This is a genomic window from Corynebacterium ciconiae DSM 44920, from assembly GCF_030440575.1.
GTDB classification, from domain to species: Bacteria; Actinomycetota; Actinomycetes; order Mycobacteriales; family Mycobacteriaceae; genus Corynebacterium; species Corynebacterium ciconiae.
This window is the reverse complement of sequence record NZ_CP047189.1, coordinates 390,665-413,063: the sequence shown is the minus strand read 5'-3', so window position 1 is coordinate 413,063 and position 22,399 is coordinate 390,665. Positions and strand designations below refer to the sequence as shown.

The following is a 22,399-nucleotide window of genomic DNA, read 5'->3' as shown; positions in this document are numbered from 1 at the left end:
AAACCAAGTGGCTTCATGGGATATAGACGTTTCTGCCAGTAGCTGAGGTTCCCCCGATGGCTCTAAAAAATTTTCTCCCCCTCCCCCGTGCCGGTCTCGCGCCGTTCAAGGCTGTCGACCGCCATGCGACAACTCGCGGTGTGGGCATGGCTCGGCTCACCCCGAGAATGGCATCCCACGCTCACTAAACTGCCGTGCTCCACCCAACTGATCCAGCGCACCACCGAGCCATCCCCTGGCTCCTCTACATAGCTGGTGTGCACTGGCTGCCCGTGGCGGGCAAACACCGCCGGCTCGGTGCGGAGCGTCTCATCCACCGCCACCATCGCCTCCACCTCGGCGATCACCGCCGCTGGATCCACCGAGTAGACCTCATCGAAAGAGATAATGATGCGCAGATCAGGATCGGCGCCGCTGAGCTGGAAGCTACCGTCCCCACGATCAACGATCTGAAACCCTCCCGGTGTGCGCACCCGCACCGGCCCAAGCTCCACCACGCTCTCTTGCGGAGCATCTGCGCTTGTCGACGCCTCCTCGCCGTCATTCTCGCCCACCGGCGACGGGGCATCAGCGCTGCTCGGTTCTGCCCGAGCACTCACCGGCGCGGGATCCAGCGACTGTCTTGTTGACCACCAGCTCACCCCCACCACCAGCAGCACCACGGCAACTATTCCCACGCTAAATAGATTGACCCGTTCCCAAAGCTGGGCTGCCGCCGAGCCGCGGAGGGAACGCCGGCGCAGCGAACGCGGAGGCTGAGCATGCTCCCTCTGCTCGCCCGTTGAGGCGGTTGTGGGCGGGTGCGGAGGCTCGGTGCGGCCGAGAGCGCCGGGCCGCGGCAGGTTTCTGCGCGGGGTGGGCGCCGCAGGTGGGCTCTCGCCGTAGCGCCAGGCCCGGACGCCGGCGGCGTGGCAGTGCTCGAGCACCCGCTCGGCTGGGGTGTCATCGGCATCGATCACAACCTCCACGTGTGGCCAGTGGCTACCGGCACAGTCTCGCACTTGGTCCACAAGCTCGCGGGCTCGCTCCGGTTCACACAGGGCGGAGGAGCCGAGATCATAAAAGTAGTGTGACTCGGCGGTGGCGGCGTTCACCACGATGGTCACGGCCTCGGTGATGGATATTTCCCAACGCGGCTGCATGTTAGTCACTCACCATCTGGATCAGTCCTTCGCTGGTGCCGCCGCGTATCAATTGGGCGCGACCAGGTGGAAGCGGGGTCGGTTTCGCCCCGAAGAGCGGGCCTTCGTCCTTGTCAGCGTCGAAAAGCAGCATCATCGGGGAGGAGTCCTTGATCTCGGCGAGCCCCGGTGAGTAGAAGGCGCGGGAAGCACCGCCAGATTTGCGGGCGTAGATCACGTGCAGGCCAATATCGGCGGCGTGCGGGATCAAGGGCGCGAGTGGATTTACGAGACCTGGGGGCAATAGTTCGGCGTCGTCGATGAGCACATAGAGCTCAGGCCCGCTCCACCAGGATCGCTGTAGCAGCTGCTGCGGGGTGATGTCTTCACTCGGCAGACGCTGGCTCAGTGTGGTGCACAGCTCGCTTATGAGGTTGCGGCTGGTCTCGGCTGCGCCGCTGTAACCGGCAAGCATCTCTTCCTCGAAAGCCCCGAGGTGGCGCCGGCGGTGATCGATCACCAGCAGTCGGGCCTGCTCGCGGGGCAGCTGCGCCAGCTGGCGCCCCACTACCCGCAGAAGCTGGGATTTGCCGCAGCCCTTATTGCCCAAGGCCACCAGGTGCTGGGTGTCGGTGAAGTCCACCACCACCGGCTCCAGCCTGGAACCACCCACACCGAGCACCACCTCGTCGCTGGTGGGCAGGCTCGTTGCCGGCAAATGGTGCGGCAGGGTTTTCAGAGCCGGAACGGCCACCATGCCGGCGTCCTCGCTCTGGCGGGCCACATGGGCGATGTCTTGGGCGCTGGACTGGGCGATGAGGATGTTCTCCCCTACCGCGTTCAGCCCGCGCCCGGGCAGGGCGGGCAGTTTTTCCTGGCGGCGGCGATCGATCACCGAGTCCATGGGCTCAGGCAGGCGCAGCTCGTAGCGCTGGCCGATGAGATCCCGCACCGAGGGGCGCAGCGCGGTCCAGCGGGAGGTGGCTATCACGAGGTGCACGCGAGCCGCCAGCCCCTCGCTGGCGATGCGCTGCAGGCCTGGGGTGAGCTCCTCGAAGTCGGTGGTGAGCGCCTGCCAGCCGTCGATAAGCAGAAATGTGTGGCGTTGTTCCGGCTCGTCGATGAAGCCGAGTACCTCATCCACCACCCGTGCAATGGTTTCTTCGTTCTCACGCCCGGCCACCCCAGCGGTGTGCGGCAGTCGATCCAAGCTGGCCAGCCCACCGCCGCCGAGATCCAGCGCATAGAAGCGCAGCGTCGTCGTGCTGTGGGTGGAGGCGAGCGCGGTGGCGATACTGCGCAACATGGTGGTCTTGCCTGTTTGGGGCCCGCCGCACACGGCGAGATGCCCGTTTTGACCGTTAAAATCCACCACGAAAGGATCTTGGCGCTGCTCATAGGGGCGATCGATCACCCCGACCGGCGCCCGCAACTCGCCGATGTCTTCTACTACCCCGCCGAGTGGGATGGCCGCCGGCAGCGGATCCAGCCACACCTTGTGCGCCGACATCCCCAATTGAGCGGCGCGGGCGGTGGTGATCTCCACGGTGAGATCCACCAGCGACTGCGCGGCCGATCCGGTGTGCTCCTCGCTGGCGCTCGCGCTGGGCAGACCGCGCTCGGGCACGGTATCGGCGCGAGTATCGAAGCGGCCGACCCGCATAATCGCATCCCCGCCCGAGCCGGTGCTGGCGCTGACGGGACCGGAGACATAGCTGGCCTGGAAGCCGCGTACCTGGGCGGCATCGGATTTGATGAAGCCGCGGCCGGGTTGATTCGGCAACTCATAGGCGTCTGGCACGCCCAACACTTGGCACGATTCCATGGCCGAGAATGTGCGGAGGCCAATGCGGTAACTCAGATGAGAATCGAGGCCACGCAGCCGCCCCTCCTCGAGACGCTGACTGGCGAGCAGCAGGTGAATGTGCAGCGAACGCCCGAGGCGACCGACTGCGGCGAAGAGGTCAGCGAAATCCGGGTGTTGGCCCAGAAGTTCCGAGAACTCGTCGATCACGATCACCAGCGCCGGCATGGGCTCGGTGCCGTTGGCTGCAGCCGCGGCATTGAAGGCATCGACATTGGGCACATTGCCAGCTGCGCGGAGAACTTCCTGGCGGCGGTTCATCTCTCCCGAGATGGCGTCGCTCATGCGCTCAACGAGTTCGGCCTCGTCGTTGAGGTTGGTGATTACCGCGGAGGTGTGCGGCAGGCCATCGAGGCCGAGGAAGGTGGCTCCGCCTTTGAAGTCCACCAGCACAAAGTTCAGCTCCGCTGGGGAGTGACTGAGCGCGAGAGACACCACGAGGGTGCGCAGCAGCTCGGATTTGCCGGAGCCGGTGGCGCCGATGCACAGCCCGTGTGGGCCTACTCCGCCGTGGGCGGACTCTTTGATGTCGAGCAGCAGCGGCTGGCCGTCGCTGCCTACCCCAATGGGCACGTTCAGCCGGGTGGGGTCGCCCGGCGCGCGCGGCGCCCACAGGGTTTCGGCTCGCAGATGCTCGAGCTCGTGATAACCCAGCAGCGGCAGAAGCTCCCCCGATACCCCGGTGTTGTGGCGTTCGGGCCTGTCGTAGGGGTGCAGGGCTTTGGCCAGGCTGGTGGCCTCGGCGATGCTGAGCGTATCGGGAAGCCCAATAGTCTCATCGCCGCCGACGATCACCACCTCGAGGTTGGCGCCAGCGCGCAGAATCAGCCCGTCGTTATAGGCCGCCTCGTAGAGCGGGGTGGCGGGGTGAACATCGATGGCGATGATGAGATCCCAGCGGGTGGAGCCCACCACGTGGGCGGGTTGCTCGGAATCGTCGACATCCACAATGAGCACCCGGCAGGCGGCCTCGCTGGGGGTGCGGGTGTGCGGTAGCCATTTCAGCCACTGCCACTCATTCTCGGCCGCAGCCTCGGCGGAGCGCGTGGAGTCAGACTGCGCGGTGTGTTGCTCACTGTTGTGCGCTGCGGTGGCTTTCGGCCGCGGGCCGCTGAGCACCTCGATCCCCATGGCCTCGGGTCCGTGGTGGAAGACCAGTTGGGCGATGATCGCTCGGGCTAGCCCTCGGGCTTTCTCCCCGTGGAGGGAGAGCACGCTGAACGAGCCCACCTGCACCACCAGTGGCATGGCCGGCACCGCGTCTACGGCGGTCACGACGTGGCGCAACGCCACAGCGCACACTGGGTCGAGATCCTCGGTGGCGTTGATGGTGTGCAGCTCGATCGGGGTGCACAGCGCCGTGGTGCCGAGACCAATGCGTATTTCACCCACATCCGGATCACCGAGGCTGCGCTCCCATAGCCGCGGCGAGCTGGCTGCCGAGTACAGCGCTTTCGGATCGGGGTGCCGGTGCAGCTCGTGGGCGCGTTGGGCAGCGGCGTTATTCAGCGCGGCGCGCCGTATGTGCGAGAGGTGACGCAGATAGGTGCGCCGAGTCTCATCGGTATCGTCTCCGCCCTGGGGCATAAACATCGCGAGCATGGAGGCGCCCATCATGAGCGGAAAGAGCAGCATCATGGGATTGAGCTGCCGATCTCCGGTGAGCATCAGTGCGACCATGCCCACCATGGCCAGCACCATCACCACCGGAATGATGATCCGCACCAGCGGCACTGGCTGCCGAGTCTGGGCCTCCGGCACGGCCTCGGGCTGGATGCTGCCACTGGGCAGCGGCGGCGCCGCGATTCTCTCGATCGCCTTGGTTTCTTCTACTGCCTGCGGATATGCGACAGCCATAGTTCAAACTCCCCCCATAGCAGTGGCTGTGGTCTCGCCCCGGCGCGCAGGTATGTCCCCCATCCCCGCGCCGGCGGCGTTGTTTCTCTCGCCCCTCGAGCTAGCTGGCCTTAGGTACTCGGCGGTGCTGGCACCCAAGGCGGGTGCTCTCGAGTGGACACGGCACTGATCCTAAGCCAAGCTGGTGGGTGCTGCAGGCCAACTCCTTCAGAGCCTGCGGTATTGAGTTAGCACCCCGTGGGGGTTAAGGGGGATGTGGTTCGGGGGAACCACCGCAGCCGCACCGCAGCGTCGTTGTTGAGGCGCTCGCTGGTGCAGGCGAGTTTCTTGCTCTCTCTTCTCATGGGCGTGATCACGCATCTATTCATCAGGGGGAATGATTTTTTATGACCGTGTCACTTCCTGCATCACCGGCGCCGCTTGCCGAGCCGCGCCCGGCTACCACGGCCGTTACCACCACTATTCGTTTGCAGGTGCCGGAGCAGCCCGACCGCAACCGCCAACTCGATATTGTGTTGCCGCCGCGCTCCTCGCTCGCGGAGGTTCTAGACGAGGTTCTGGACCTGTTGGATGCCCCAACGATCAGCGTTCCATGGCAGGGCCGTACCGCCGCGGGGGTGCCTATCGACGCCACCCGCCCGCTGCACAGCGTGCCCTTCCTGCACGGCGGTGTGTTGGTGCTTGCACCCTACGAGCAGCACGCCGCGCCCGTGGTCAAGGATGCCGCCCATGCGCTTGCCGACGCCGCCAGCACCCCATCCCGCCGCGGTCTCGACACTCTTCCCTTGTTGGTGGCGGGACTTGTACTGAGCCTTGGTGCCGTGGCCGCGCCCCTGAGCGCTACAGCGGTGGCGTGGTGGTGCGCCAGTCTCGCCGTGGGCGCCTGCGGCGTGGTCATGCGCGCACGACGCCGACTCAGCGCAGAGGCCACGGCCTGCTATGTGGCGATCGCCCAGCTCAGCGCTGCGGTGGCGGCGGCGAGCGCGGTGAGCCAAAGAAGTCTTCTCACCGTCTGGGGCTCTCCATCCGCCGCCGGCTGGGCGCTGGTGGCTGCCGCCGGTGGTATCGCCGCGGCCACGGCGCTTGGCGCAAAGGCGATACACACCAGGCACTGTGCGGCGGCTATCACCGTGGCGGCGCTGGTGGCCCTGTGCGGCGGGCTTCTGACCGGTGTGGGGGCATGGACGGCAGCCAGCGCCGGCACCATCGCCGCAGCGATGATTGCGATCAGCACCGCACCGTCCGTGGCACTCAAGACCGCTGGGCTGCGGGTGCCGCTGATCCCCTCAGCGGGCCAAGACCTAGAGGTGGCGGATCACCTGATCGCCGAGCCGGAGAAGAAGGCCCGCACCACGGCACACATCATGGGCGGGTTCTATCTGGGGCTCACCGTGGTGCTCGCACCGCTTGTGGTGGTGCTTGCACACCGCGCCGATGGTTTCGCTCTCGCGCTGATCGCCTGCACCGCGGGCGCGCTGGTAGTGCATGCCGCCCGCCATCACGATGTGTGGAGCATGTGGGCGCTGTGGGCCTCGAGCTGCGCCTGCGTGGCGGCACTCGCGCTGTGCTCTCTGCGCCTGGCTACCGCGGATCTTGCGGGGCAGGGTGCGTGGATTATCTGGCCGCTGGTGATCGCCGGCGCCGCACTCGCAGCAGCAGGGGCGGCCCCGCTGCTCACCGGGGTGCTTGGCAGCATGGAGCCCACCTGGCAGCGCCGGCTCGAACGGGTTGAGCACATCGCCCTAGCCGCCATTCTTCCGCTGTCTGCGCACCTCATGGGCGTATTCGCCGCTATCCGCGCGTGGGGGTGGTAGGCGATGTATCGCCTCTATCGCCTACTAGGTACTGCCGCGCTGGCAATCGGCTGCTGCCCCACTGCCACCGCCCAAGAACCTCCGGAACCTCAGCCTCCATCCATTGCCTGCGCCGAACCGGTGGCACTCGGCGCCGCGGCGGCCGATCGCGCCGCCTGGGATAAGGCCACGCGGCGCTCCCGCGCGCTGCGCGCCACGCATGCACACGCCACCGGCTACGGGGTGAAAGTCGCCGTGGTGGACACCGGCGTGGCGGCGCATCCTCGGCTGCACATGAGCCCCCACGCGGATATGGTCAGCCCCGATCATCCACGGGCAGATATCGACTGCGACTCTCACGGCACCGTGGTGGCGGGCATCATCGGCATGCGCGCCGATCCCGACCAGGATGAGTTGGTGGGCATCGCCCCCGATGCGGAGATCCTCAGCGTTCGCCAAACCAGCGCCCACTACCGTAGCCCGCAGCACGAAACCGCAGGCAATCTCGCGAATCTAGCCGAGGCTATCCACGCCGCCCTCGACGCCGAGGCAGCAGTGATCAACGTGTCGGTGGTCTCCTGCGTCTCACCCGCCGACGCGGCGACACTCAACACCCGTGACCTCGTGGCAGCCGTACAGCGCGCCGAAGAGAACGGCGTAGTAATAGTGGCTGCCGCCGGCAACACCTCAGAGAATTGCTCGCCCGGAGATGTGGTGTATCCCGCGCATCTCCCAACGGTGATTTCAGTGAGCGCGGTGGACCGCCCGGCGCGTGGCCTCGCCGACTACGCGCTGCCCGCCTCGGACTCCACGGGGCTGCGCCTCAGCGCCGACGGTGATGTGCCGGTAGCGCTCAGCTCAACCGGATCCGGACTGGCCACAGGGGTATATGCAGACAACCAGCAGCTGCGCCAGTACCTCGGCACCAGCTTCGCCGCGCCCGTGGTGTCTGGGACCGTGGCGCTGATGCTTCAGCAGCAACCACACACCAGCCCCGCCGAGATTCGGCAGCGGCTAGCCGCTGCCGCTGATCCCGCCCGCGGCAGCTTCGACATCCACCACGCCCTCACCCATCTCGAAACCACCACCCTGCCCGACGAGACCCAGCGGAGCATCACCGTCACCACCGCAGAGGCCGATCCCACCCGCGGCCGCGTGGCCATGATGGCAGGCTTAGCCCTCGCGGTTATCGCCGTGCGCGCCATCATCCGCGGCTGGCGCGCCGGGCCCAGCACCTAAAACTCCACAGGTACATCCCCGCCGCCTCGGAGCTAGTCCTGGGCGGGGCGATGTGCAGGAGAGCGAGCCGCTTCAAAAGACAGGGCCTCGCCTTGTGGCAACAGAGAGACCACCGGCCACGATGCCGCAGTGGTGGACTCGATGCCTAGCACCGCCAGCTCCCGCCCCGACGGCACCGCGTGCCGACGCCCCGCCTCGGAGATCACATGCGTGCCCTCGGCGGTATCCACCCCAAAGGCCAAGCCCGAGCGGTGCTCATCCTCATACGCCGGCCGATAGTGGGTGGCGTGCGCCCCCAGCACAGGAATCGATCCCTCCACCGCCGCCGCGCGCACCCCAGGCCCGCGCTGCGTACCAGCTGAACACACCGCCACCGGATGCCCCTCTGGCGCACCGATAAACGGAGCGTCGATAAGCTCATATTCTCGCCGCAGCAACTGCAACTGCGCATCACTATCGCTATACCCCTCCAACTGCTCCCGAGTGCGGCGGCGGCTATCTGCCCCCAGCTGCACGAGAATGTCGCGCTGGGTGGGCGTGAGCTCAATGAGCCCCTCGCGGCGCATCAAATAGGCCGCATCTCCCACATCCGCGATCTCCCACGGAGCTGCGGGCAGCACAAAGTCAGGCAGCGCATGCACCGTATTCAGCCAGGCCCTCGACGTGTCCACCACCGGGGTGGAACGATCAATCCCCAGTACCTGCCGAGTCGCCGCACCCAGCTCATCGCTAGCCGAGGGCAACCGGCGCCGCCCCAGCGATGTCACCAGCCACTCCGTGCCACGATCATCCCGCGCCACAAAGGCCTCCGATTCAGCCAACGGCCGGTAGCCAATGCCCGCGCCCACGTGCAGCTCATCGCTGACCACCTCATGGCAGGCCACCAGCGGCTGCTCGGGGGCCGACTCCGCCAAGGCCGAGGGCGCTAAACCAATACCCACCTCGTGGGCAAAACGCTGCGAGGCCAACACCGAATCCGAGACGCGCGCCGGGGTGGCGGCTTCACCCACCACCAGCCGCGCCGAGGCGAGGTTGGTTACCGGATGAAGACCATCCTCCGAGCGCACAAACAGCGCTCCCGACTCTGCCACCATGATCGGCACCTCACCGGGATCGCGCTGGGGCGAAAACACAGCCATCGCGCCCGCCCCCAACCCCACTACCAGCGCCGCAGCGGCGCCGAAGGCGAGCGCCTTCTTCCTAGCGCCGAGCGGATCGTGGATCATACGTATATCACCCATCACCACCCCATGTTCAGCGCGACGCAGCAAAAACTTATAGCCGCTCACCTGCGCTTGCGTCGTGGGCTGCAATATCGCCCGCAGCGGATGATGATGCTTATCAGAGTGCTCACCCATGTGGCACCAGACTCCTCCCCCAAAAAAGACTGTTGAGCTACAGCGTGCGCACATCAGCTACACCTGTCGCCGACGTCCCCCGACGGCGAGCGTGAAACGCGAGGCCTAATCTAGCTTCGCATGCTGTACGACGCTTCCCTCACTCTAAACCGTGCACCACTACCGCGCAGAGCGAGCGGTGTGAGCTACACCACCGATCTGCCGGACTGAGAATGCCCCGCCCCATGAGGGTCTGCTCGCTATTGTAAAGAGGTTGGATACATCAACCATCTTGTGGAGAAACACTATGGGTATTTTTAGGCGCTCATCTGCCCAGACTCCCTCTTCGACCGAGGGACGCACCACCAACCTTGTGGGATCGATGGTGGAAAAGCTCGGCTCAAAAGTCGATGCTGAGATCGACGAGCACAAACGCCTTCGCACCAACTCAAAGATCATCAGTCAGCATCTTTCCGCCATTGAGCGCAGCACGGAGGGAATCGTCATTGCGCAGGGTGCGCAGGTCCTCCGAGACGGCGAAGAGGTACTTTTCGCCGCTATTGCGAAGGAGGCGGAGTCGGGGATCACAAGCATTCTCGTCGCCACGGAGGCTCGGATTTTTATTGCCTACACGAAGTCGCTTAACTTCGCTCATGTCGAGCTGCCCTATAGTGCGATTGATCGCATTGACCTCGGTCGAAATCTGCGAGGATGCTGGATCAGCCTCTGGTCTAACGCCCAGATGATTCAGCTCGAAAAATCCTCCCAGGACTTCGAACCCTTGAAGGAGATCATCCGGAAGCGTCAGGGGTCCGCAGCTCAGCCCACCTCCGCGTCCCACACCTCCGCCGAGGCCTCTAACCTGGATGAAAGCATGGAACAGATTAAGAAACTCGCAGATCTTCGTGCTCAGGGAATTCTCTCCGACGAGGAATTCGCCGCCGCAAAAGCCAAGGCACTGGGCCTGTAGAGCAGCGATAGCCCCACAGCGTATTCCCACGGTGCATGGACTGGTGTGATGGCTAAGTAGGTGGGGTGTGCGGGTAATCTGAAGCCATGACTGTGAGCTCCCTATCTGCCAGCACCCAAAATTATGTGAAGATCATCTGGGGGCTGAGCGAGTGGAGCACGGAGCCCGTGACCACAGGCATGATTGCGGACAAGGCTGGGGTGAAAAAGTCCACGGTCTCGGACGCGTTGCGCAAGCTTAGCGACGCTGGGCTGGTGGAGCATTCTCGCTACTCTGCAGTCACCCTCACAGACCAAGGCAGGGAATACGCGCTAGCCATGGTGCGGCGGCACCGGCTGATCGAAACCTTTCTTGTGGACACGTTGGGATATCGCTGGGAACAGGTCGATCTCGAAGCGGATGCTCTCGAGCATGTGGTGAGCGACCTGATGATCGAAAGGCTCGATGAGCATCTCGGCCATCCCCAACGAGACCCGCACGGCGATCCGATTCCCACTGCACAGGGCGCTATTCACCGTCCACCTGCGGTGTCTCTGGCGAGATGCGAACCGGAGTCTGTGGTCAGCATTGCCCGTATCGCTGATGATGACCCTGAGCTTTTGCAATACTTGGCCAACCATAACATCGGCCTAGATACGCGGGTGCGCGTTAGTGAAGGGCCACCTTTTAGCGAGTCGATCACTATCACTCCGGACAACGGCCACGTAGAACTCACCATCAGCACCACCATTGCGGAGTCCATCTTCGCCATTCCCTCGCAACCAGGGCAATAACACCGCTGCGCGATACGGTCAGAAGTATCGGCGGAGCACATCAGGGATTCGAGGCGGCGGCCCCATTTTCCACGCCGCATCCACAAATCGAGTCACCTCGCCCTTATCAGCGCTGCGCAGATAGAGGCTCACCATCCTTAGGAAGTACTCCATCACTTCTCCGGGCGCATGGGAGCTCGCCATAATCTGGGCAGCCGACGCTGCGTTCCCCTCGATGAGTTCCCGAAACATGCCCACGGCTTCAATCCAGTGACCATCGGATACTGGTTGCGCATCCATTTGTGTCTCCTTTCCTCCTACTCCGAGATCCCTCCACCCGAGCGCACAGGCACGACGTCCAGTGGCAGCGACACCATGACCTGCAGCTACACAGGTGCACCATCACCCGCCCGCATGCTTTGTGACTATTCAGAACAATAGAGTTCGTCTCGTCGAAGATTAGTGTTTGACACAGGCTAGCACAGGCGGCCATAATTGCCGTGGATAACCACTCCACGGCATCCGCCACCCCCAAGAAACAGTACTGACCTGCAAATTTACAAAGCATGGCTGCAGGCTCAGTGCCACACCTTGGGGCTAGGAGCCTGCGGCCACAGCGGGCGCATCGCCCCAGCGGCACCAGCCCAGTGAGAGTGGTGCCCCAACCCGGCCAATTCGCCGGAGTTAAGTTCCCATGCGGTACGCCCTCGCCGCAGCTCATCATCTGGCCGTGCTGTAAGGAGCGCCCATGCCTACTACGAACGTTGCCGTGCTTATCGGAAGCTTGCGGCGCGGGTCCTATGCCCGCAAGCTTGCGCACACTGTGATCCCCATGTTCCCCGAGCGCATCACCGCCTCCATCGTGGAGATCCGCAACCTGCCTTTGTACGACTTCGACTATGACGATCCCGCCGTCACCGACAAGAAGACCCCCGAGCAATACACCGACTTCCGCGAAAGGATTACGAACGCCGATGGCGTGCTCTTTATTACGGCGGAAAATAACCGCACCATTCCCGCGGCGTTGAAAAACGCCATCGACGTGGGATCCAAACCCACGAACCACGTGGCGTGGAAGGGCCTGCCAGCCGCGATCATCAGCCACTCCGTGGGCCGGATGGGCGGCTATTCCGCCCATAAGAACCTCAAGCTGGCGTTGTCCTACTTCGACATGCCCATGCTCGGGCAGCCGGAGGTGTTCCTTGGCCAGTCACCAACACTGTTTGACGCCCACGGCAAGATCAACGCGGACTCGACGGTGGCGTTTCTTCAGGGCTATATCGATCGCTTCGCCCAGCTCATCGACACCCACCCGCGAAACAAGAGCTAAAGCCGCACTGTCGGCATCTCGGCGCTGGGGCCGCCAGCACGGTGGCCCGGCGCTCACCCGAGCAGCGCTCACTCGCCCTGCCTTGGGCGGAAGCGTTCAGTATCTTCCTCTGCTGCCTGCTCATCGAAGCTGGACTGCTCCGACGGGCGAGAGAATCCACCACCGAGCTTCGCCACGAGCACCACGGTGGGTGTCACCAGAGTAACGAGGAAGATAACAATGATGAGGAGGATCTGTCCTACTCCCATGCTGATAACCTCCATCTATTCTCGGAGTGCGCTAGGAATTATCCGTGTCTGAGTCGCTCTCGTTAAGCGGCTGGGGTGCCGGTCCGCGCGGCGGCTCGTCAAGATGATCACCCTTGAAGCGCCAGCCTTGCATCGTGGCCGAGAGCTTCTTGGGGTCGCGATCGTGGTTCTTGTTGGGGGTGGTGGGCCGGTGGAAATAAGGCACTTCTTCGCCCTCGTCGTTGACACGCGTGGGCAGCGGCGGCAATTTCTCCGGAGAGAAGCGGGAGTTGGCGCGGATCTCGAGCAGCTCCTCGTCGGTGAAGTTCTCGTTCACCGCCCAGATCACGGTGTCGTGATCCTTATACACCGGGGTGAGCCCAGGGGCCTCCCAACTGCCGTGGTCGAGACGCAGGTGTGGGTGCTGGAAAGGCCAGAAGATCGGCGGCGAGGAGATGAAGTACTTCACGTTGAGTTTCTTCACCATCTCATCGGCGAAGTTCTCCTCGTCCGGATCATAGGCGGTACCGGCGCCAACGAGATTCGGGTAGTCGTGGGCGATGTGGGTGGGGGAACCAATGGGCGGCTCGGGCCATTGGTAGTGCTTAAACACCGAGGGCAGACCGTTGTAGGCATACATCCAGCCATGACCATCGGCGGGCTCGCCGATGATCGTTCCCTCGTATGCGCCGGGTTGTTGAGCCAGCCAGTCGAAGGCGTGGCGATCATAGGGGGTCACCATCCGCTCCACGGTGTACGTGGAGCCCACGGCCCACGAGTCGCCGCCGCGCACAGCGGCCTCGGCTTCGTCGGTGGTGATGATGGCCACAATCCCAGCGAAGAGCAGCGACACAGCCGCGGATGCCGCCGCCCAGGTGCGCACCTGCCTGGTGGGGGCGGGATCCTGGTAGTCGTGGCCGTGTACATGCTCGCCTGCCGCGGCGCGCGCCCGGCGGAGTTGGCGGCGACGCAGCCACCACGACACCGGCGCGAGAGACACCAGACGCACCGCGGCCGCCACGGCCACCCCAGCACCGGCGGCCACGAAGATGCCTACCGGGATCACGAGCCTATGCGGGGCGTTGTAATGCAGTGCAGAAATGGACTGCAGGGGCCCCTCAACCCAGGTGCCGAAGGGCTCGAAGGCCTGGGTGGTCACTGCCAAGAACAGCCCATAGGCTGCCGCCGCCCACACGGCCCGCCGCCACACGATGGCCACGATACCGCCGGCGAGCGCCAGCCAGATCAACCCCATGTGGATCTCGAACATGTCCGTGTGGCGGGTCTGAAGCGTTGCCGCGTGATACCAGGCATCGGAGCGGCTCAAGTCATAGTCCTCGCCAAAGGCCTCAACTTCCTCCGTGGCGCCGAGACCAGCCACGATCTGTGGCAGCAGCACCAGCATCGCCCCAGCCCCGGTGGCGGCGAGCAGGCCAACATCCTTGGCGCGCACGAGGATGCGCTCGCGCCAGTTTTCTGGGGCGGTTGAAGGAGAGAACAGCTGGTGAAACAGCCAGTAGCAGGCCACGAGAGTAACCACGATGGTGGCTACTGCGGAGTGCACCTGGGTGGCGCCGAGAAAAGCCATGCCGGCGGCGAGGGCGCGACCAGGATTGTCTGGCACTTTCATCATGGCGCAGCCGGCGATCATGGCCATGCCCACGCCCGCGATATAGGGCCAAGCGCCCACAAAGTGCCCGATCCAGAACACAGCCGGGATGGCGTAGACAATAATCGCAGCGAAGCCCGCCGCCAGCCCGGCCGCCATGCCGCGGGATCCGAGGATGCGCCATGCCACGTAGGCAGAGGCCATGACGAAGCCCATGGCGGGGAGCATGATGGAGGAGATATTGAGCGCCTCGATCACGGAGTAGTCGGTGGCGTCGACAAGCGCAAACACACCAGCGTGCCAGCCGGAGGGATAAAACTGTGTGACTTCCGGCTCGGGAGAGAGCACCTCGCCCATCCGTGTCGGGGAGGCCATGTGATTCTCGGCGATATAGCGCACCACATTGGCGTGCCACTCCACGTCCCAGCCCTGGTGGATGGAGCCGATCCCTTCTGGAGTGTCAGCAAGAATATCCAGCCCGCGGCGCAGGAACATACTCACGCCAAGGAGCACACCAGCCGCCGCGATCAGCCACGTATAGGTCCGACTATCCCGCAGGCGCCGCTTCACCGTTGCCGTGATGCGGGACGACGCCTCGCCCCAGCCCTCGCCACCGCGGTCCCGCGCGAAACGACGCTGGGCAACCACGAGCCGAGCCACACCCCAGAGGGCGGCAAGCACCCACAGGCTGATGATGCCGCCACGGATGAAACCGCCGTCATAATCCTTGGCGATCGCCCCAGCCAGCCAAGCCAGAAGCCCATAGATACCGAAGCTCAACGGCAAAGACATGGCTGCTGAGCTCGACGGCCGCAGCCCGCTGAGAAGCGCGAAAACAAAGCCGGGCAGCAAAAACACCAGACTGGTGGCGGTGAGCACCGAGAGGAACAACGCGTCGACCCTGCCTTACTTCTCGCGTGGGGATAAGTACACGGACTCCCATCTTAATGCCCCGCATGCTTAGGACCGTGCATCCGCGCTCAACGCTGAGGATCGTCGCGGCGCTGCTTCGTCACGAGCGTGCGCGCGCTGAGCTCCTCGACGCTCGCAGGATAATCCACTCCCGCGAGCGCCAACCCTTTAGCCGGAGCCAGCCGCAGTCGCGGCGAGCGACTCGTGCGGGCGAGCAGATCATCCACAAACTCCACCGGCTCGGCGCCGCGGGCCACCTCGATGCAGGCACCCACCAGCGCGCGGACCATATTCCAGCAAAAAGCATCGGCGCTGATAGACGCCTGATACAACTGCGGCTCCGACGCGGTGGAGATATCCTCCCACTGGAAATACTGCAGCGTGCGGATGGTGGTGGCGTGGGGCTTGGCCTTGCAGAACCCAGCGAAGTCGTGCAGGCCCACCACCCTGTCGGCGACCTGTTGCATCACCTCGATGTCCAGTTCGCGGCGGACCTCGGCGGTATCGCGGCGGCGTAAGGGGTGGGCTCCGGCGCGGGCGCAGGTGAGGCGGTAGACGTAGTGGCGTCGTAAAGCAGAAAAGCGTGCGTCGAATCCCGGCGGGGCTAGCTGCACATCGCGAACTTGGATGTCGCCGTCGAGCATCTTGTTCAGCCGAGTCACCAGCCGTGAAGGATCGCCAGCGAGCGAGCGGGACTGCAGGAGCTCTGCCGGCACGTCCACGTGCGCCACCTGGGCGAGGGCGTGCACACCAGCATCGGTGCGACCGGCTACCACCAGCTCCACGGGTTCGCGAGCGATCGTCGACAGCCGATCCTCCAGCTCCTCTTGCACCGTGCGGGGCCGCGACGCATCCGGGGTGGCGCGGTTGAACTGCTTGGCCCAGCCGTGAAAATCCGTGCCGTCATAGGCCACATCGAGGCGTAGGCGCACCCGCTGTGGCTGCGCGGTGTCCATGTCAGGCACGCTAAGGACTCCTCCTTGAGGTAGGGATGGGCTCAAACGAGAAACTAGTCCTTCATAAAGTACTTGGTGAATCGCTTGGAGCCGGTAAGTACCACCGTGAGACCATAAAACTGTAGCCACAATGCGAGCGTATCGAGGGAAATACGCTGGAAAATCCCGCCGCTGGCGCCGGTGATCGCCACCAAAAACATCATGGCGGAGACGATGGAGAAAAACAGCATCAGCGCGGTGGTGACGATAAACGCCCACCCTGCGGCCTTCACTCCGTGGGCCGCCCGAGCGCCGACGATCACGATGAATGTGACCACCAAGGTGGACCACGCGGAGAGATACACCAGCCCCAGCATCACCTCGTGCACCCACGGCATAATGTCCAGCGGCGCTAGCCCAGACAGGCCCACAGCCACACCCCATACACCGATGAGCCGGGTCACGCGGGCATCGAGAAGCGGATGCAGCCTGGTGATTCCCATACGCAGCTGCTCGCACATGAGGGAGGCGGTGAGCATCAGCACCCCGGTGGCCAGCAAGGAGCCATTGAACACGAAGAAACCGGGGGAGCATATTTCCACCGCGGGGATCTCCATCGGCAGGCTGCCACAGGTGCGGGCGCCGAGATCGTCGATGCGGTTGGCGTCAATACTGAAGGTGCCCATATACACCCGCGCCGCATACATCCGGGCCATGAGCATCAGCAGCGGGCCGAGAAAGATCATCCAACCGATGGTGCGAATCCGCGACCACTGGATTGCGGCATTCGAGGCGCGATCTTCATAGCGCGGCCGAGGACGCTGGGAGTCAGGCGTATCTACCGATTCCGCCGGATCTGCGGCCGCGGCAGAGCTGGTGCGGGCGGCGGCGGATGCGTCTACCTCCGCCTCGCTGATCGAGGCGGGCGACGGGGACTCCGAGGCGCCACTGGTTTCATTCACGCCTCTACCCTAACCGATCACCGGCACCAGCCGCGCCGGGCTGCGCCTCTACCCCACCACACCGCATGTGCGGACGCTGCGCTAGACAATGCCCACTGAAACCCGAACCCCACACAGCCCTTATACACACAAACACCGCAGGGCATACAACCCTGCGGTGTGCGTGAACTTAAGGAACCAACACGTGTTGGCCCTTATGGTCTGGCTTAGGCCTTGTCCTCAGCTGCCTCAGCAGCCTCGGTCTCCTCGACCTCTACCTCAGCCTCGTCGGCCTTGGCTTCTTCAGCCTTCTTGGAGGCGGCGGCGCGGGTGGCGCGCTCGGCCTCGGTGGAGACGGTGGGCTCCAGCACCAGAGACACCTGGGACATCGGGGCGTTGTCGCCGCGACGGTTCTCCAGCTTGATGATGCGGGTGTAGCCGCCCTCACGACCCTCGAACTGGGGAGCCAGCTCGTGGAAGAGGTGGAAGATCACATCCTTGTCCTGGATGTGCTTGGCCACGTTGCGTCGATCAGCGACGGTGCCCTTCTTGGCCTTGGTGATGAGCTTCTCCGCGTAGGGGCGCAGCATCTTCGCCTTGGCGTGGGTGGTAACGATCTGCTCGTTCATGAACAGCTGGGCTGCCAGGTTCGCCAGAATCTTCTTCTGGTGAGAAGCCGAGCCGCCCAGACGGGCACCCTTCTTCGGGGTAGGCATAATGGTTCTCCTCGTATAGGAATGTTGTGAGCTTATTCCCGCCGCGCGCACCGGCTAGTGAGCTGGCCGGCGGCGGTTTCGCCCGGATATGTCTTACTCGGAATCTTCAGCGTCGGAGGCGTCAGTGTCCACGAAATCGCCGGTCTCAGCGTCGTAGCCCTCGATCTGGGTGGGATCGAAATCCTCCGGCGCATCCTTCAGGGTTAGGCCCAGCCCTGCGAGCTTCACCTTGACCTCGTTGATGGACTTCTGGCCGAAGTTGCGGATATCCAGCAGATCCGACTCGGTGCACTCTGCGAGCTCACCGACGGTGTGAATGTCCTGGCGCTTGAGGCAGTTGTAGGAACGAACCGAGAAGTTCAGATCCTCAATGGCCATGCTGTAGGCGGCGATGTTCTCGGTCTCCTGCGGGGAGGGGCCGATCTCGATGCCCTCAGCGGCGGTGTTCAGCTCGCGGGCGAGACCGAACAGCTCCACCAGGGTCTTGCCGGCGGAGGCAAGAGCGTCGCGGGCAGTGATGGAGTTTTTGGTCTCCACATCGATGATGAGCTTGTCAAAGTCGGTGCGCTGCGCAACACGCGTTGCCTCAACCTTGTAGCTCACCTTGAGCACCGGCGAGTAAATCTGGTCCACGGGGATGCGGCCGATTTCCTTGCTGCCGTTGTACATGGTGGCGGGAACGTAGCCGCGGCCACGCTCGACCACCATTTCGATGTCCAAACGACCCTGCTCATTCAGCGAGGCGATGTGCAGATCCGGGTTGTGGATCTCCACGCCGGCCGGCGGCTGAATATCAGCTGCGGTGACGTCGCCCTCGCCTTCCTTGGACAGATACATCACAACCGGCTCATCAGAGTCGGAGGACAGCACGAGGCCCTTGATGTTGAGGATGATGTCGGAGACATCTTCCTTCACACCCGAGATGGTGGTGAACTCGTGCAGCACACCGTCGATCTTGATGCTGGTCACGGCCGCGCCCGGGATGGACGACAGCAGGGTGCGACGCAGCGAGTTACCGAGGGTGTAGCCGAAGCCGGGCTCCAGCGGCTCGATCACGAAGCGCGAACGAGCCTGATCAACGAACTCCTCGGTGAGGGCAGGGCGTTGCGAAATGAGCATGGGTTAAAACTCCTTGTGTGGCGCCCGCTATATGACGCCTGAGATAAGGAACATATGACGTTGTTGTGCGGCCATGGACGACGCCACCTCGGCGGCATCGCCCTGGCACCGGCACATGAAGATTCCTCTTCGGTAATGGCGCCCCGCCGGCCTGTGTGGGCCAGCGAGTGGCTGCTATTACTTCGAGTAAAGCTCGACGATGAGCTGCTCTTGCAGCGGGATGTCGATCTGGGCGCGCTCGGGCAACTGGTGCACGAGGATGCGCAGGGTGGAGGGCACGACCTGCAGCCATGCCGGAACGACGGCGTCCACCAGGTTGTCCTGGGCCTCGTCGAACCACACCATCTTGCGGGACTTCTCACGGACATCGATGATGTCGTACTGAGAAACCTGGAAAGACGGCACGTTGATCTTCTTGCCGTTCACGGTGAAGTGACCGTGGGAGACAAGCTGACGAGCCTGACGACGGGTGCGGGCGAGGCCTGCACGGTAGACGACGTTGTCGAGACGGGACTCGAGCAGGATGAGCAGGTTGTCGCCAGTCTTGCCGGGGCGACGGTTCGCCTCAGCGTAGTAGCGGCGGAACTGCTTCTCCATCACGCCGTAGGTGAAACGAGCCTTCTGCTTCTCCTGCAGCTGCAGGAGGTACTCGGACTCCTTGATGCGAGCGCGGCCTGCCTGTCCCGGGGGGTACGGGCGACGCTCAAAGGACATATCTCCACCGACGAGGTCGACGCGGAGACGGCGGGACTTACGGGTTGCTGGGCCGGTATAACGAGCCATGTTTTTCTAACCTTCCTTTCCCGAATTCTTAAACGCGACGACGCTTCGGCGGACGGCAACCGTTGTGCGGCTGCGGAGTCACATCCGAGATCGAGAGAACCTCGAGGCCGGCGGCCTGGAGGGAGCGGATAGCGGTTTCGCGGCCCGAACCCGGGCCCTTGACGTAGACGTCAACCTTCTTCATGCCGTGATCCATTGCCTTGCGGGCAGCGTTCTCGGCAGCCATCTGCGCAGCGAACGGGGTGGACTTACGGGAGCCCTTGAACCCGACGTGGCCGGAGGAGGCCCAGGAGATGACGGCACCATTCGGGTCGGTGATAGACACGATGGTGTTGTTGAAGGTGGACTTAATGTATGCGGCACCCTGTGCCACATTCTTCTTTACGACGCGACGGCCAGAACGGCGAGCGCCGGAGCGAGTCTTCGGAGGCATTACTTCTTCTTTCCTGCGATCGTCTTCTTCGGGCCCTTACGGGTACGAGCGTTGGTTTTGGTGCGCTGACCGCGCACGGGCAGGCCACGACGGTGGCGCAGACCCTGGTAGCAGCCGATCTCGATCTTGCGACGGATGTCAGCCTGAACCTGGCGGCGGAGGTCACCCTCAACCTTCCACGAGTTCTCGATGACGTCACGCAGCGCGGAGATCTGCTCGTCGGTCAGTGCGTCAGTACGCAGGTCGGGAGAGATTCCGGTCTCTTCCAGCAGCTTGGCGGCGCGAGCCGGGCCAATGCCGTAAATGTAGGTGAGAGCAACCTCCATGCGCTTATTGCGCGGGAGGTCAACTCCAGCTAGACGTGCCATGAGGCATTACCTTTCCGGTTGTTACGGTGGTTTTCTCCCAACTCGTCCCCACCAATTGACGCTTCGCCCGGATACGGTGCCGGACTGTGGGCCAAGATACGTAGGGCTTCAGCCACCGATTGCCGAAGGTTGGTTGAGTCCCCAATGCCGTAGGCGCCGCGCTGGCGCATACATGAGCAAGAACCCAACGAGAAGTATCCGTCGGGTTCCTAGTCGCCTCGGGGCACTCGGTAGAGTTAGGAGGCTGTAGTTTCTACTTGTAGCGGTAGACGATGCGGCCGCGGGAGAGGTCGTAGGGAGACAGCTCCACTACCACGCGATCCTCGGGCAGGATACGGATGTAGTGCTGGCGCATCTTGCCACTGATGTGCGCGAGCACCTTGTGGCCGTTGTCCAGCTCTACACGAAACATTGCGTTCGGAAGAGGCTCGACAATGCGACCCTCAACCTCAATTGCGCCTTCTTTTGCCATATCCTCACACATTTCCCCAGCCACAGCTGTGGCCGGTTAGATGGTCGTCTGCTACGTTGGCGTGACACCCACAGCGTCACACCAAAGCGCCATCTTACCGTTTCTGCTGGAAATAGCAAAATGGTGGCGTCGTCACGCGCCGCAGGTTCTACCTACTCCCTCCCACCGGCACGCAGGAGCGCATCGCCTTCGAGTCGGAAGATCTCCTGATCGGTGAGAGGGCCGGCGCCCATCTTGGTATAGAAAGCGCGACCATTGTCATTGTCCTTGGACACGTTCCATTCCATGCGGGCATAGCCGCGGTCCACACACTCGGCGGCCAGCGAGCTCAGCAGCGCCTGGCCATAGCCTTTGCCGCGATGCTCGGCGCGCACGTAGAGATCCTCCATGTGAATGACCGGCGTGGACTCCCATGTGGAGAACTTGTAGAACCACAAGGCAAAACCTGCGAGCCGCTCAGATCCCTTCTCCTGCAGCACCGTCACCCGTGCCACGGGCAGCGGGGTGAAAAGGTGCGCCTCGAGCAGCTCCTCAGTGGCACGCACTCCTTTGGGCGCGCCCTCGTGTTCAGCGAGGCAATGGATGAGATCAAGGATCTCGGGGATGTCGGTATCACGGGCTGGGCGGATCGTATAGTCCTGCATGCCCAACCAGTGTAGCGACCTACGCCACACCGCGAGGCTGTTGACTGCCGCCTCCCATGCGCGAAACGCGCCCACCCCGAAGCTGGGATAGGCGCGCTAGCTGCGAGAATCGCCAGGGATGTACTTATCGCCGCACGGGTCCGTTGGGCACCCCGTAATTCACATCGCCCCAGACGTAGACGAGGTCACCGATGTTGAGGTGGTTAAAGTACTGCTCAGATTCGCGCATGGGCACGTGCACGCAACCGTGGGAGAGCCTCTCCGGGTTACCGCCGTGGAAGGCGATACCATGGTCAGCGAAGTACACGGCATTCGGCATCGGGGCATTGAAGTACTCGCGCGAGACTTCGTTTTTCACCTTGCGGGTCACATGGTGACGCCCCGCCGGGGTGTCGAAGTTGTTAGCACCGGTGGAAATATGGATCACATCGCTCACGCGGTGGCCGCGACCATCCTGCAACCACGCCACCTGCTTATTAGCATCTACGCAGGCACGGGCCTCTGCCGGGCACGGGTTGGGAGCGGGACGCGGCGATGGAGCTGGCGCGGGCGCTGGAGCCGGCTGCGGGGCGGGAGCGGGCGCGGCGTGGCGGCCCACGATACCTGGGTAGACGGCTTCGAGGGTGCGATCCACCGCATCCTTAGCTTGCTGCGCCGCCGGCGGCGGCAGGAGGCGATCAGCGCTGCGGTGGAGATCCTCACGGGTGCGCCATGCCTGGGCCTCGCCCTGATCGCGGAAATCAGACTGGGTGGGAATGTTCAAGTCGCCCAGATCCGGTAGCTGATACTCAGAGGAGCCGACGTTCGGCATCACATTGTCTAGGCCAAAGGGAAGCTGCGCATGCGCTGCGGGGGCGAGCGGAAGAGCTACAGCAACGGTGGCGCACATAGCGGTGGCTCCGCGTAGAAGCCGAGTGACAAATCCGCGTCGCGAGGAATGACGAGAGCCCATGGTTGTGTACGTCCTTATCCTTTTC

General features: G+C 63.7%; 21 protein-coding genes. 5 read left to right on the top strand and 16 right to left on the bottom strand.

Annotated elements, in window-relative coordinates; genetic code table 11:
- Nucleotides 1-62: 62 nt before the first annotated feature.
- Together CCICO_RS01770 and eccCa are read right to left on the bottom strand one after the other, a co-directional pair.
- A complete protein-coding gene (locus tag CCICO_RS01770; protein ID WP_018018741.1) occupies nt 63-1,142 on the bottom strand; it encodes a type VII secretion-associated protein in 1,080 nt (359 codons plus the stop codon).
- A gap of 1 nt (nt 1,143) precedes the next feature.
- Entirely contained in the window at nt 1,144-4,842 is a 3,699-nt protein-coding gene (gene eccCa, locus CCICO_RS01765) for a type VII secretion protein EccCa (protein WP_018018740.1), read from the bottom strand.
- 386 nt (nt 4,843-5,228) lie between these two features.
- On the opposite strand from eccCa, the gene eccD reads away from it, so the two are divergent.
- Together eccD and CCICO_RS01755 are read left to right on the top strand one after the other, a co-directional pair.
- On the top strand, nt 5,229-6,656 hold the full coding sequence (eccD, locus tag CCICO_RS01760; protein ID WP_018018739.1) for a type VII secretion integral membrane protein EccD: 1,428 nt from the start codon (nt 5,229-5,231) through the stop codon (nt 6,654-6,656).
- Nucleotides 6,657-6,659: 3 nt separating this feature from the next.
- On the top strand, nt 6,660-7,874 hold the full coding sequence (locus CCICO_RS01755; RefSeq protein ID WP_018018738.1) for a S8 family serine peptidase: 1,215 nt from the start codon (nt 6,660-6,662) through the stop codon (nt 7,872-7,874).
- 32 nt (nt 7,875-7,906) lie between these two features.
- Here the strand turns inward: CCICO_RS01755 and eccB are convergent, their stop codons facing one another.
- Entirely contained in the window at nt 7,907-9,232 is a 1,326-nt protein-coding gene (eccB, locus tag CCICO_RS01750; RefSeq protein WP_018018737.1) for a type VII secretion protein EccB, read from the bottom strand.
- Between the two features lie 286 nt (nt 9,233-9,518).
- On the opposite strand from eccB, the gene CCICO_RS01745 reads away from it, so the two are divergent.
- Together CCICO_RS01745 and CCICO_RS01740 are read left to right on the top strand one after the other, a co-directional pair.
- Nucleotides 9,519-10,181, top strand: coding sequence for an SHOCT domain-containing protein (locus CCICO_RS01745; RefSeq protein WP_018018736.1), 663 nt, complete (start codon nt 9,519-9,521; stop codon nt 10,179-10,181).
- Between the two features lie 86 nt (nt 10,182-10,267).
- Nucleotides 10,268-10,954: a metal-dependent transcriptional regulator gene (locus CCICO_RS01740; protein WP_018018735.1), complete on the top strand. Its 687-nt coding sequence runs from the start codon at nt 10,268-10,270 to the stop codon at nt 10,952-10,954.
- Nucleotides 10,955-10,972: 18 nt separating this feature from the next.
- On the opposite strand, the gene CCICO_RS01735 is transcribed toward CCICO_RS01740, so the two are convergent.
- Nucleotides 10,973-11,233: a hypothetical protein gene (locus CCICO_RS01735; RefSeq protein WP_018018734.1), complete on the bottom strand. Its 261-nt coding sequence runs from the start codon at nt 11,231-11,233 to the stop codon at nt 10,973-10,975.
- A gap of 448 nt (nt 11,234-11,681) precedes the next feature.
- Between CCICO_RS01735 and CCICO_RS01730 the strand changes: the two genes are divergently transcribed.
- Nucleotides 11,682-12,263: an NADPH-dependent FMN reductase gene (locus CCICO_RS01730; RefSeq protein WP_018018733.1), complete on the top strand. Its 582-nt coding sequence runs from the start codon at nt 11,682-11,684 to the stop codon at nt 12,261-12,263.
- 68 nt (nt 12,264-12,331) lie between these two features.
- Here CCICO_RS01730 and CCICO_RS01725 read toward each other — a convergent pair whose 3' ends face one another.
- The 12 genes from CCICO_RS01725 to CCICO_RS01670 all read right to left on the bottom strand — a co-directional run bounded on the left by CCICO_RS01725 (nt 12,332) and on the right by CCICO_RS01670 (nt 22,374).
- Nucleotides 12,332-12,511 (bottom strand): hypothetical protein, encoded by a 180-nt coding sequence (locus tag CCICO_RS01725; protein WP_156809791.1) that lies wholly within the window; start codon nt 12,509-12,511, stop codon nt 12,332-12,334.
- Nucleotides 12,512-12,542: 31 nt separating this feature from the next.
- The gene (locus tag CCICO_RS01720; protein WP_018018731.1) at nt 12,543-14,990 is read right to left on the bottom strand and encodes a DUF6541 family protein; all 2,448 of its coding nucleotides are present in this window, start codon (nt 14,988-14,990) and stop codon (nt 12,543-12,545) included.
- Nucleotides 14,991-15,079: 89 nt separating this feature from the next.
- A complete protein-coding gene (truA, locus tag CCICO_RS01715) occupies nt 15,080-15,967 on the bottom strand; it encodes a tRNA pseudouridine(38-40) synthase TruA (RefSeq protein WP_018018730.1) in 888 nt (295 codons plus the stop codon).
- Between the two features lie 53 nt (nt 15,968-16,020).
- Nucleotides 16,021-16,908, bottom strand: coding sequence for a DUF998 domain-containing protein (locus tag CCICO_RS01710; protein ID WP_018018729.1), 888 nt, complete (start codon nt 16,906-16,908; stop codon nt 16,021-16,023).
- A gap of 206 nt (nt 16,909-17,114) precedes the next feature.
- Nucleotides 17,115-17,603, bottom strand: a complete 489-nt coding sequence (gene rplQ, locus CCICO_RS01705; protein WP_018018728.1) for a 50S ribosomal protein L17 — start codon at nt 17,601-17,603, stop codon at nt 17,115-17,117.
- Nucleotides 17,604-17,696: 93 nt separating this feature from the next.
- Nucleotides 17,697-18,722 carry a DNA-directed RNA polymerase subunit alpha gene (locus tag CCICO_RS01700; RefSeq protein ID WP_018018727.1) on the bottom strand — a complete coding sequence of 342 codons (1,026 nt, stop codon included), beginning with the start codon at nt 18,720-18,722 and terminating at the stop codon, nt 17,697-17,699.
- 177 nt (nt 18,723-18,899) lie between these two features.
- Nucleotides 18,900-19,505 (bottom strand): 30S ribosomal protein S4, encoded by a 606-nt coding sequence (gene rpsD / locus CCICO_RS01695; protein WP_018018726.1) that lies wholly within the window; start codon nt 19,503-19,505, stop codon nt 18,900-18,902.
- A 28-nt stretch (nt 19,506-19,533) separates the two neighbouring features.
- Nucleotides 19,534-19,938, bottom strand: a complete 405-nt coding sequence (gene rpsK, locus CCICO_RS01690; RefSeq protein WP_018018725.1) for a 30S ribosomal protein S11 — start codon at nt 19,936-19,938, stop codon at nt 19,534-19,536.
- Nucleotides 19,938-20,306: a 30S ribosomal protein S13 gene (rpsM, locus tag CCICO_RS01685; protein ID WP_018018724.1), complete on the bottom strand. Its 369-nt coding sequence runs from the start codon at nt 20,304-20,306 to the stop codon at nt 19,938-19,940. The genes rpsK and rpsM overlap by 1 nt, the downstream gene beginning before the upstream one ends.
- Nucleotides 20,307-20,559: 253 nt before the next feature.
- Nucleotides 20,560-20,778, bottom strand: coding sequence for a translation initiation factor IF-1 (infA, locus tag CCICO_RS01680; RefSeq protein WP_018018723.1), 219 nt, complete (start codon nt 20,776-20,778; stop codon nt 20,560-20,562).
- A 152-nt stretch (nt 20,779-20,930) separates the two neighbouring features.
- The gene (locus tag CCICO_RS01675) at nt 20,931-21,422 is read right to left on the bottom strand and encodes a GNAT family N-acetyltransferase (RefSeq protein ID WP_018018722.1); all 492 of its coding nucleotides are present in this window, start codon (nt 21,420-21,422) and stop codon (nt 20,931-20,933) included.
- Between the two features lie 124 nt (nt 21,423-21,546).
- Nucleotides 21,547-22,374, bottom strand: coding sequence for a L,D-transpeptidase (locus CCICO_RS01670; protein WP_083878228.1), 828 nt, complete (start codon nt 22,372-22,374; stop codon nt 21,547-21,549).
- Nucleotides 22,375-22,399 lie beyond the last annotated feature (25 nt).

Bases quoted from the DNA above. Each gene is read 5' to 3' on its own strand.
- eccD (WP_018018739.1), top strand. From the start codon at position 5,229: ATGACCGTGTCACTTCCTGCATCACCGGCGCCGCTTGCCGAGCCGCGC.
- CCICO_RS01670 (WP_083878228.1), bottom strand. From the start codon at position 22,374: ATGGGCTCTCGTCATTCCTCGCGACGCGGATTTGTCACTCGGCTTCTA.
- CCICO_RS01740 (WP_018018735.1), top strand. From the start codon at position 10,268: ATGACTGTGAGCTCCCTATCTGCCAGCACCCAAAATTATGTGAAGATC.
- CCICO_RS01745 (WP_018018736.1), top strand. From the start codon at position 9,519: ATGGGTATTTTTAGGCGCTCATCTGCCCAGACTCCCTCTTCGACCGAG.
- eccCa (WP_018018740.1), bottom strand. From the start codon at position 4,842: ATGGCTGTCGCATATCCGCAGGCAGTAGAAGAAACCAAGGCGATCGAG.
- eccB (WP_018018737.1), bottom strand. From the start codon at position 9,232: ATGGGTGAGCACTCTGATAAGCATCATCATCCGCTGCGGGCGATATTG.
- CCICO_RS01730 (WP_018018733.1), top strand. From the start codon at position 11,682: ATGCCTACTACGAACGTTGCCGTGCTTATCGGAAGCTTGCGGCGCGGG.
- CCICO_RS01755 (WP_018018738.1), top strand. From the start codon at position 6,660: ATGTATCGCCTCTATCGCCTACTAGGTACTGCCGCGCTGGCAATCGGC.
- CCICO_RS01725 (WP_156809791.1), bottom strand. From the start codon at position 12,511: ATGGGAGTAGGACAGATCCTCCTCATCATTGTTATCTTCCTCGTTACT.
- CCICO_RS01735 (WP_018018734.1), bottom strand. From the start codon at position 11,233: ATGGATGCGCAACCAGTATCCGATGGTCACTGGATTGAAGCCGTGGGC.
- truA (WP_018018730.1), bottom strand. From the start codon at position 15,967: ATGGACACCGCGCAGCCACAGCGGGTGCGCCTACGCCTCGATGTGGCC.
- rpsM (WP_018018724.1), bottom strand. From the start codon at position 20,306: ATGGCACGTCTAGCTGGAGTTGACCTCCCGCGCAATAAGCGCATGGAG.
- rpsD (WP_018018726.1), bottom strand. From the start codon at position 19,505: ATGGCTCGTTATACCGGCCCAGCAACCCGTAAGTCCCGCCGTCTCCGC.
- rplQ (WP_018018728.1), bottom strand. From the start codon at position 17,603: ATGCCTACCCCGAAGAAGGGTGCCCGTCTGGGCGGCTCGGCTTCTCAC.
- infA (WP_018018723.1), bottom strand. From the start codon at position 20,778: ATGGCAAAAGAAGGCGCAATTGAGGTTGAGGGTCGCATTGTCGAGCCT.
- CCICO_RS01700 (WP_018018727.1), bottom strand. From the start codon at position 18,722: ATGCTCATTTCGCAACGCCCTGCCCTCACCGAGGAGTTCGTTGATCAG.
- rpsK (WP_018018725.1), bottom strand. From the start codon at position 19,938: ATGCCTCCGAAGACTCGCTCCGGCGCTCGCCGTTCTGGCCGTCGCGTC.
- CCICO_RS01770 (WP_018018741.1), bottom strand. From the start codon at position 1,142: ATGCAGCCGCGTTGGGAAATATCCATCACCGAGGCCGTGACCATCGTG.
- CCICO_RS01675 (WP_018018722.1), bottom strand. From the start codon at position 21,422: ATGCAGGACTATACGATCCGCCCAGCCCGTGATACCGACATCCCCGAG.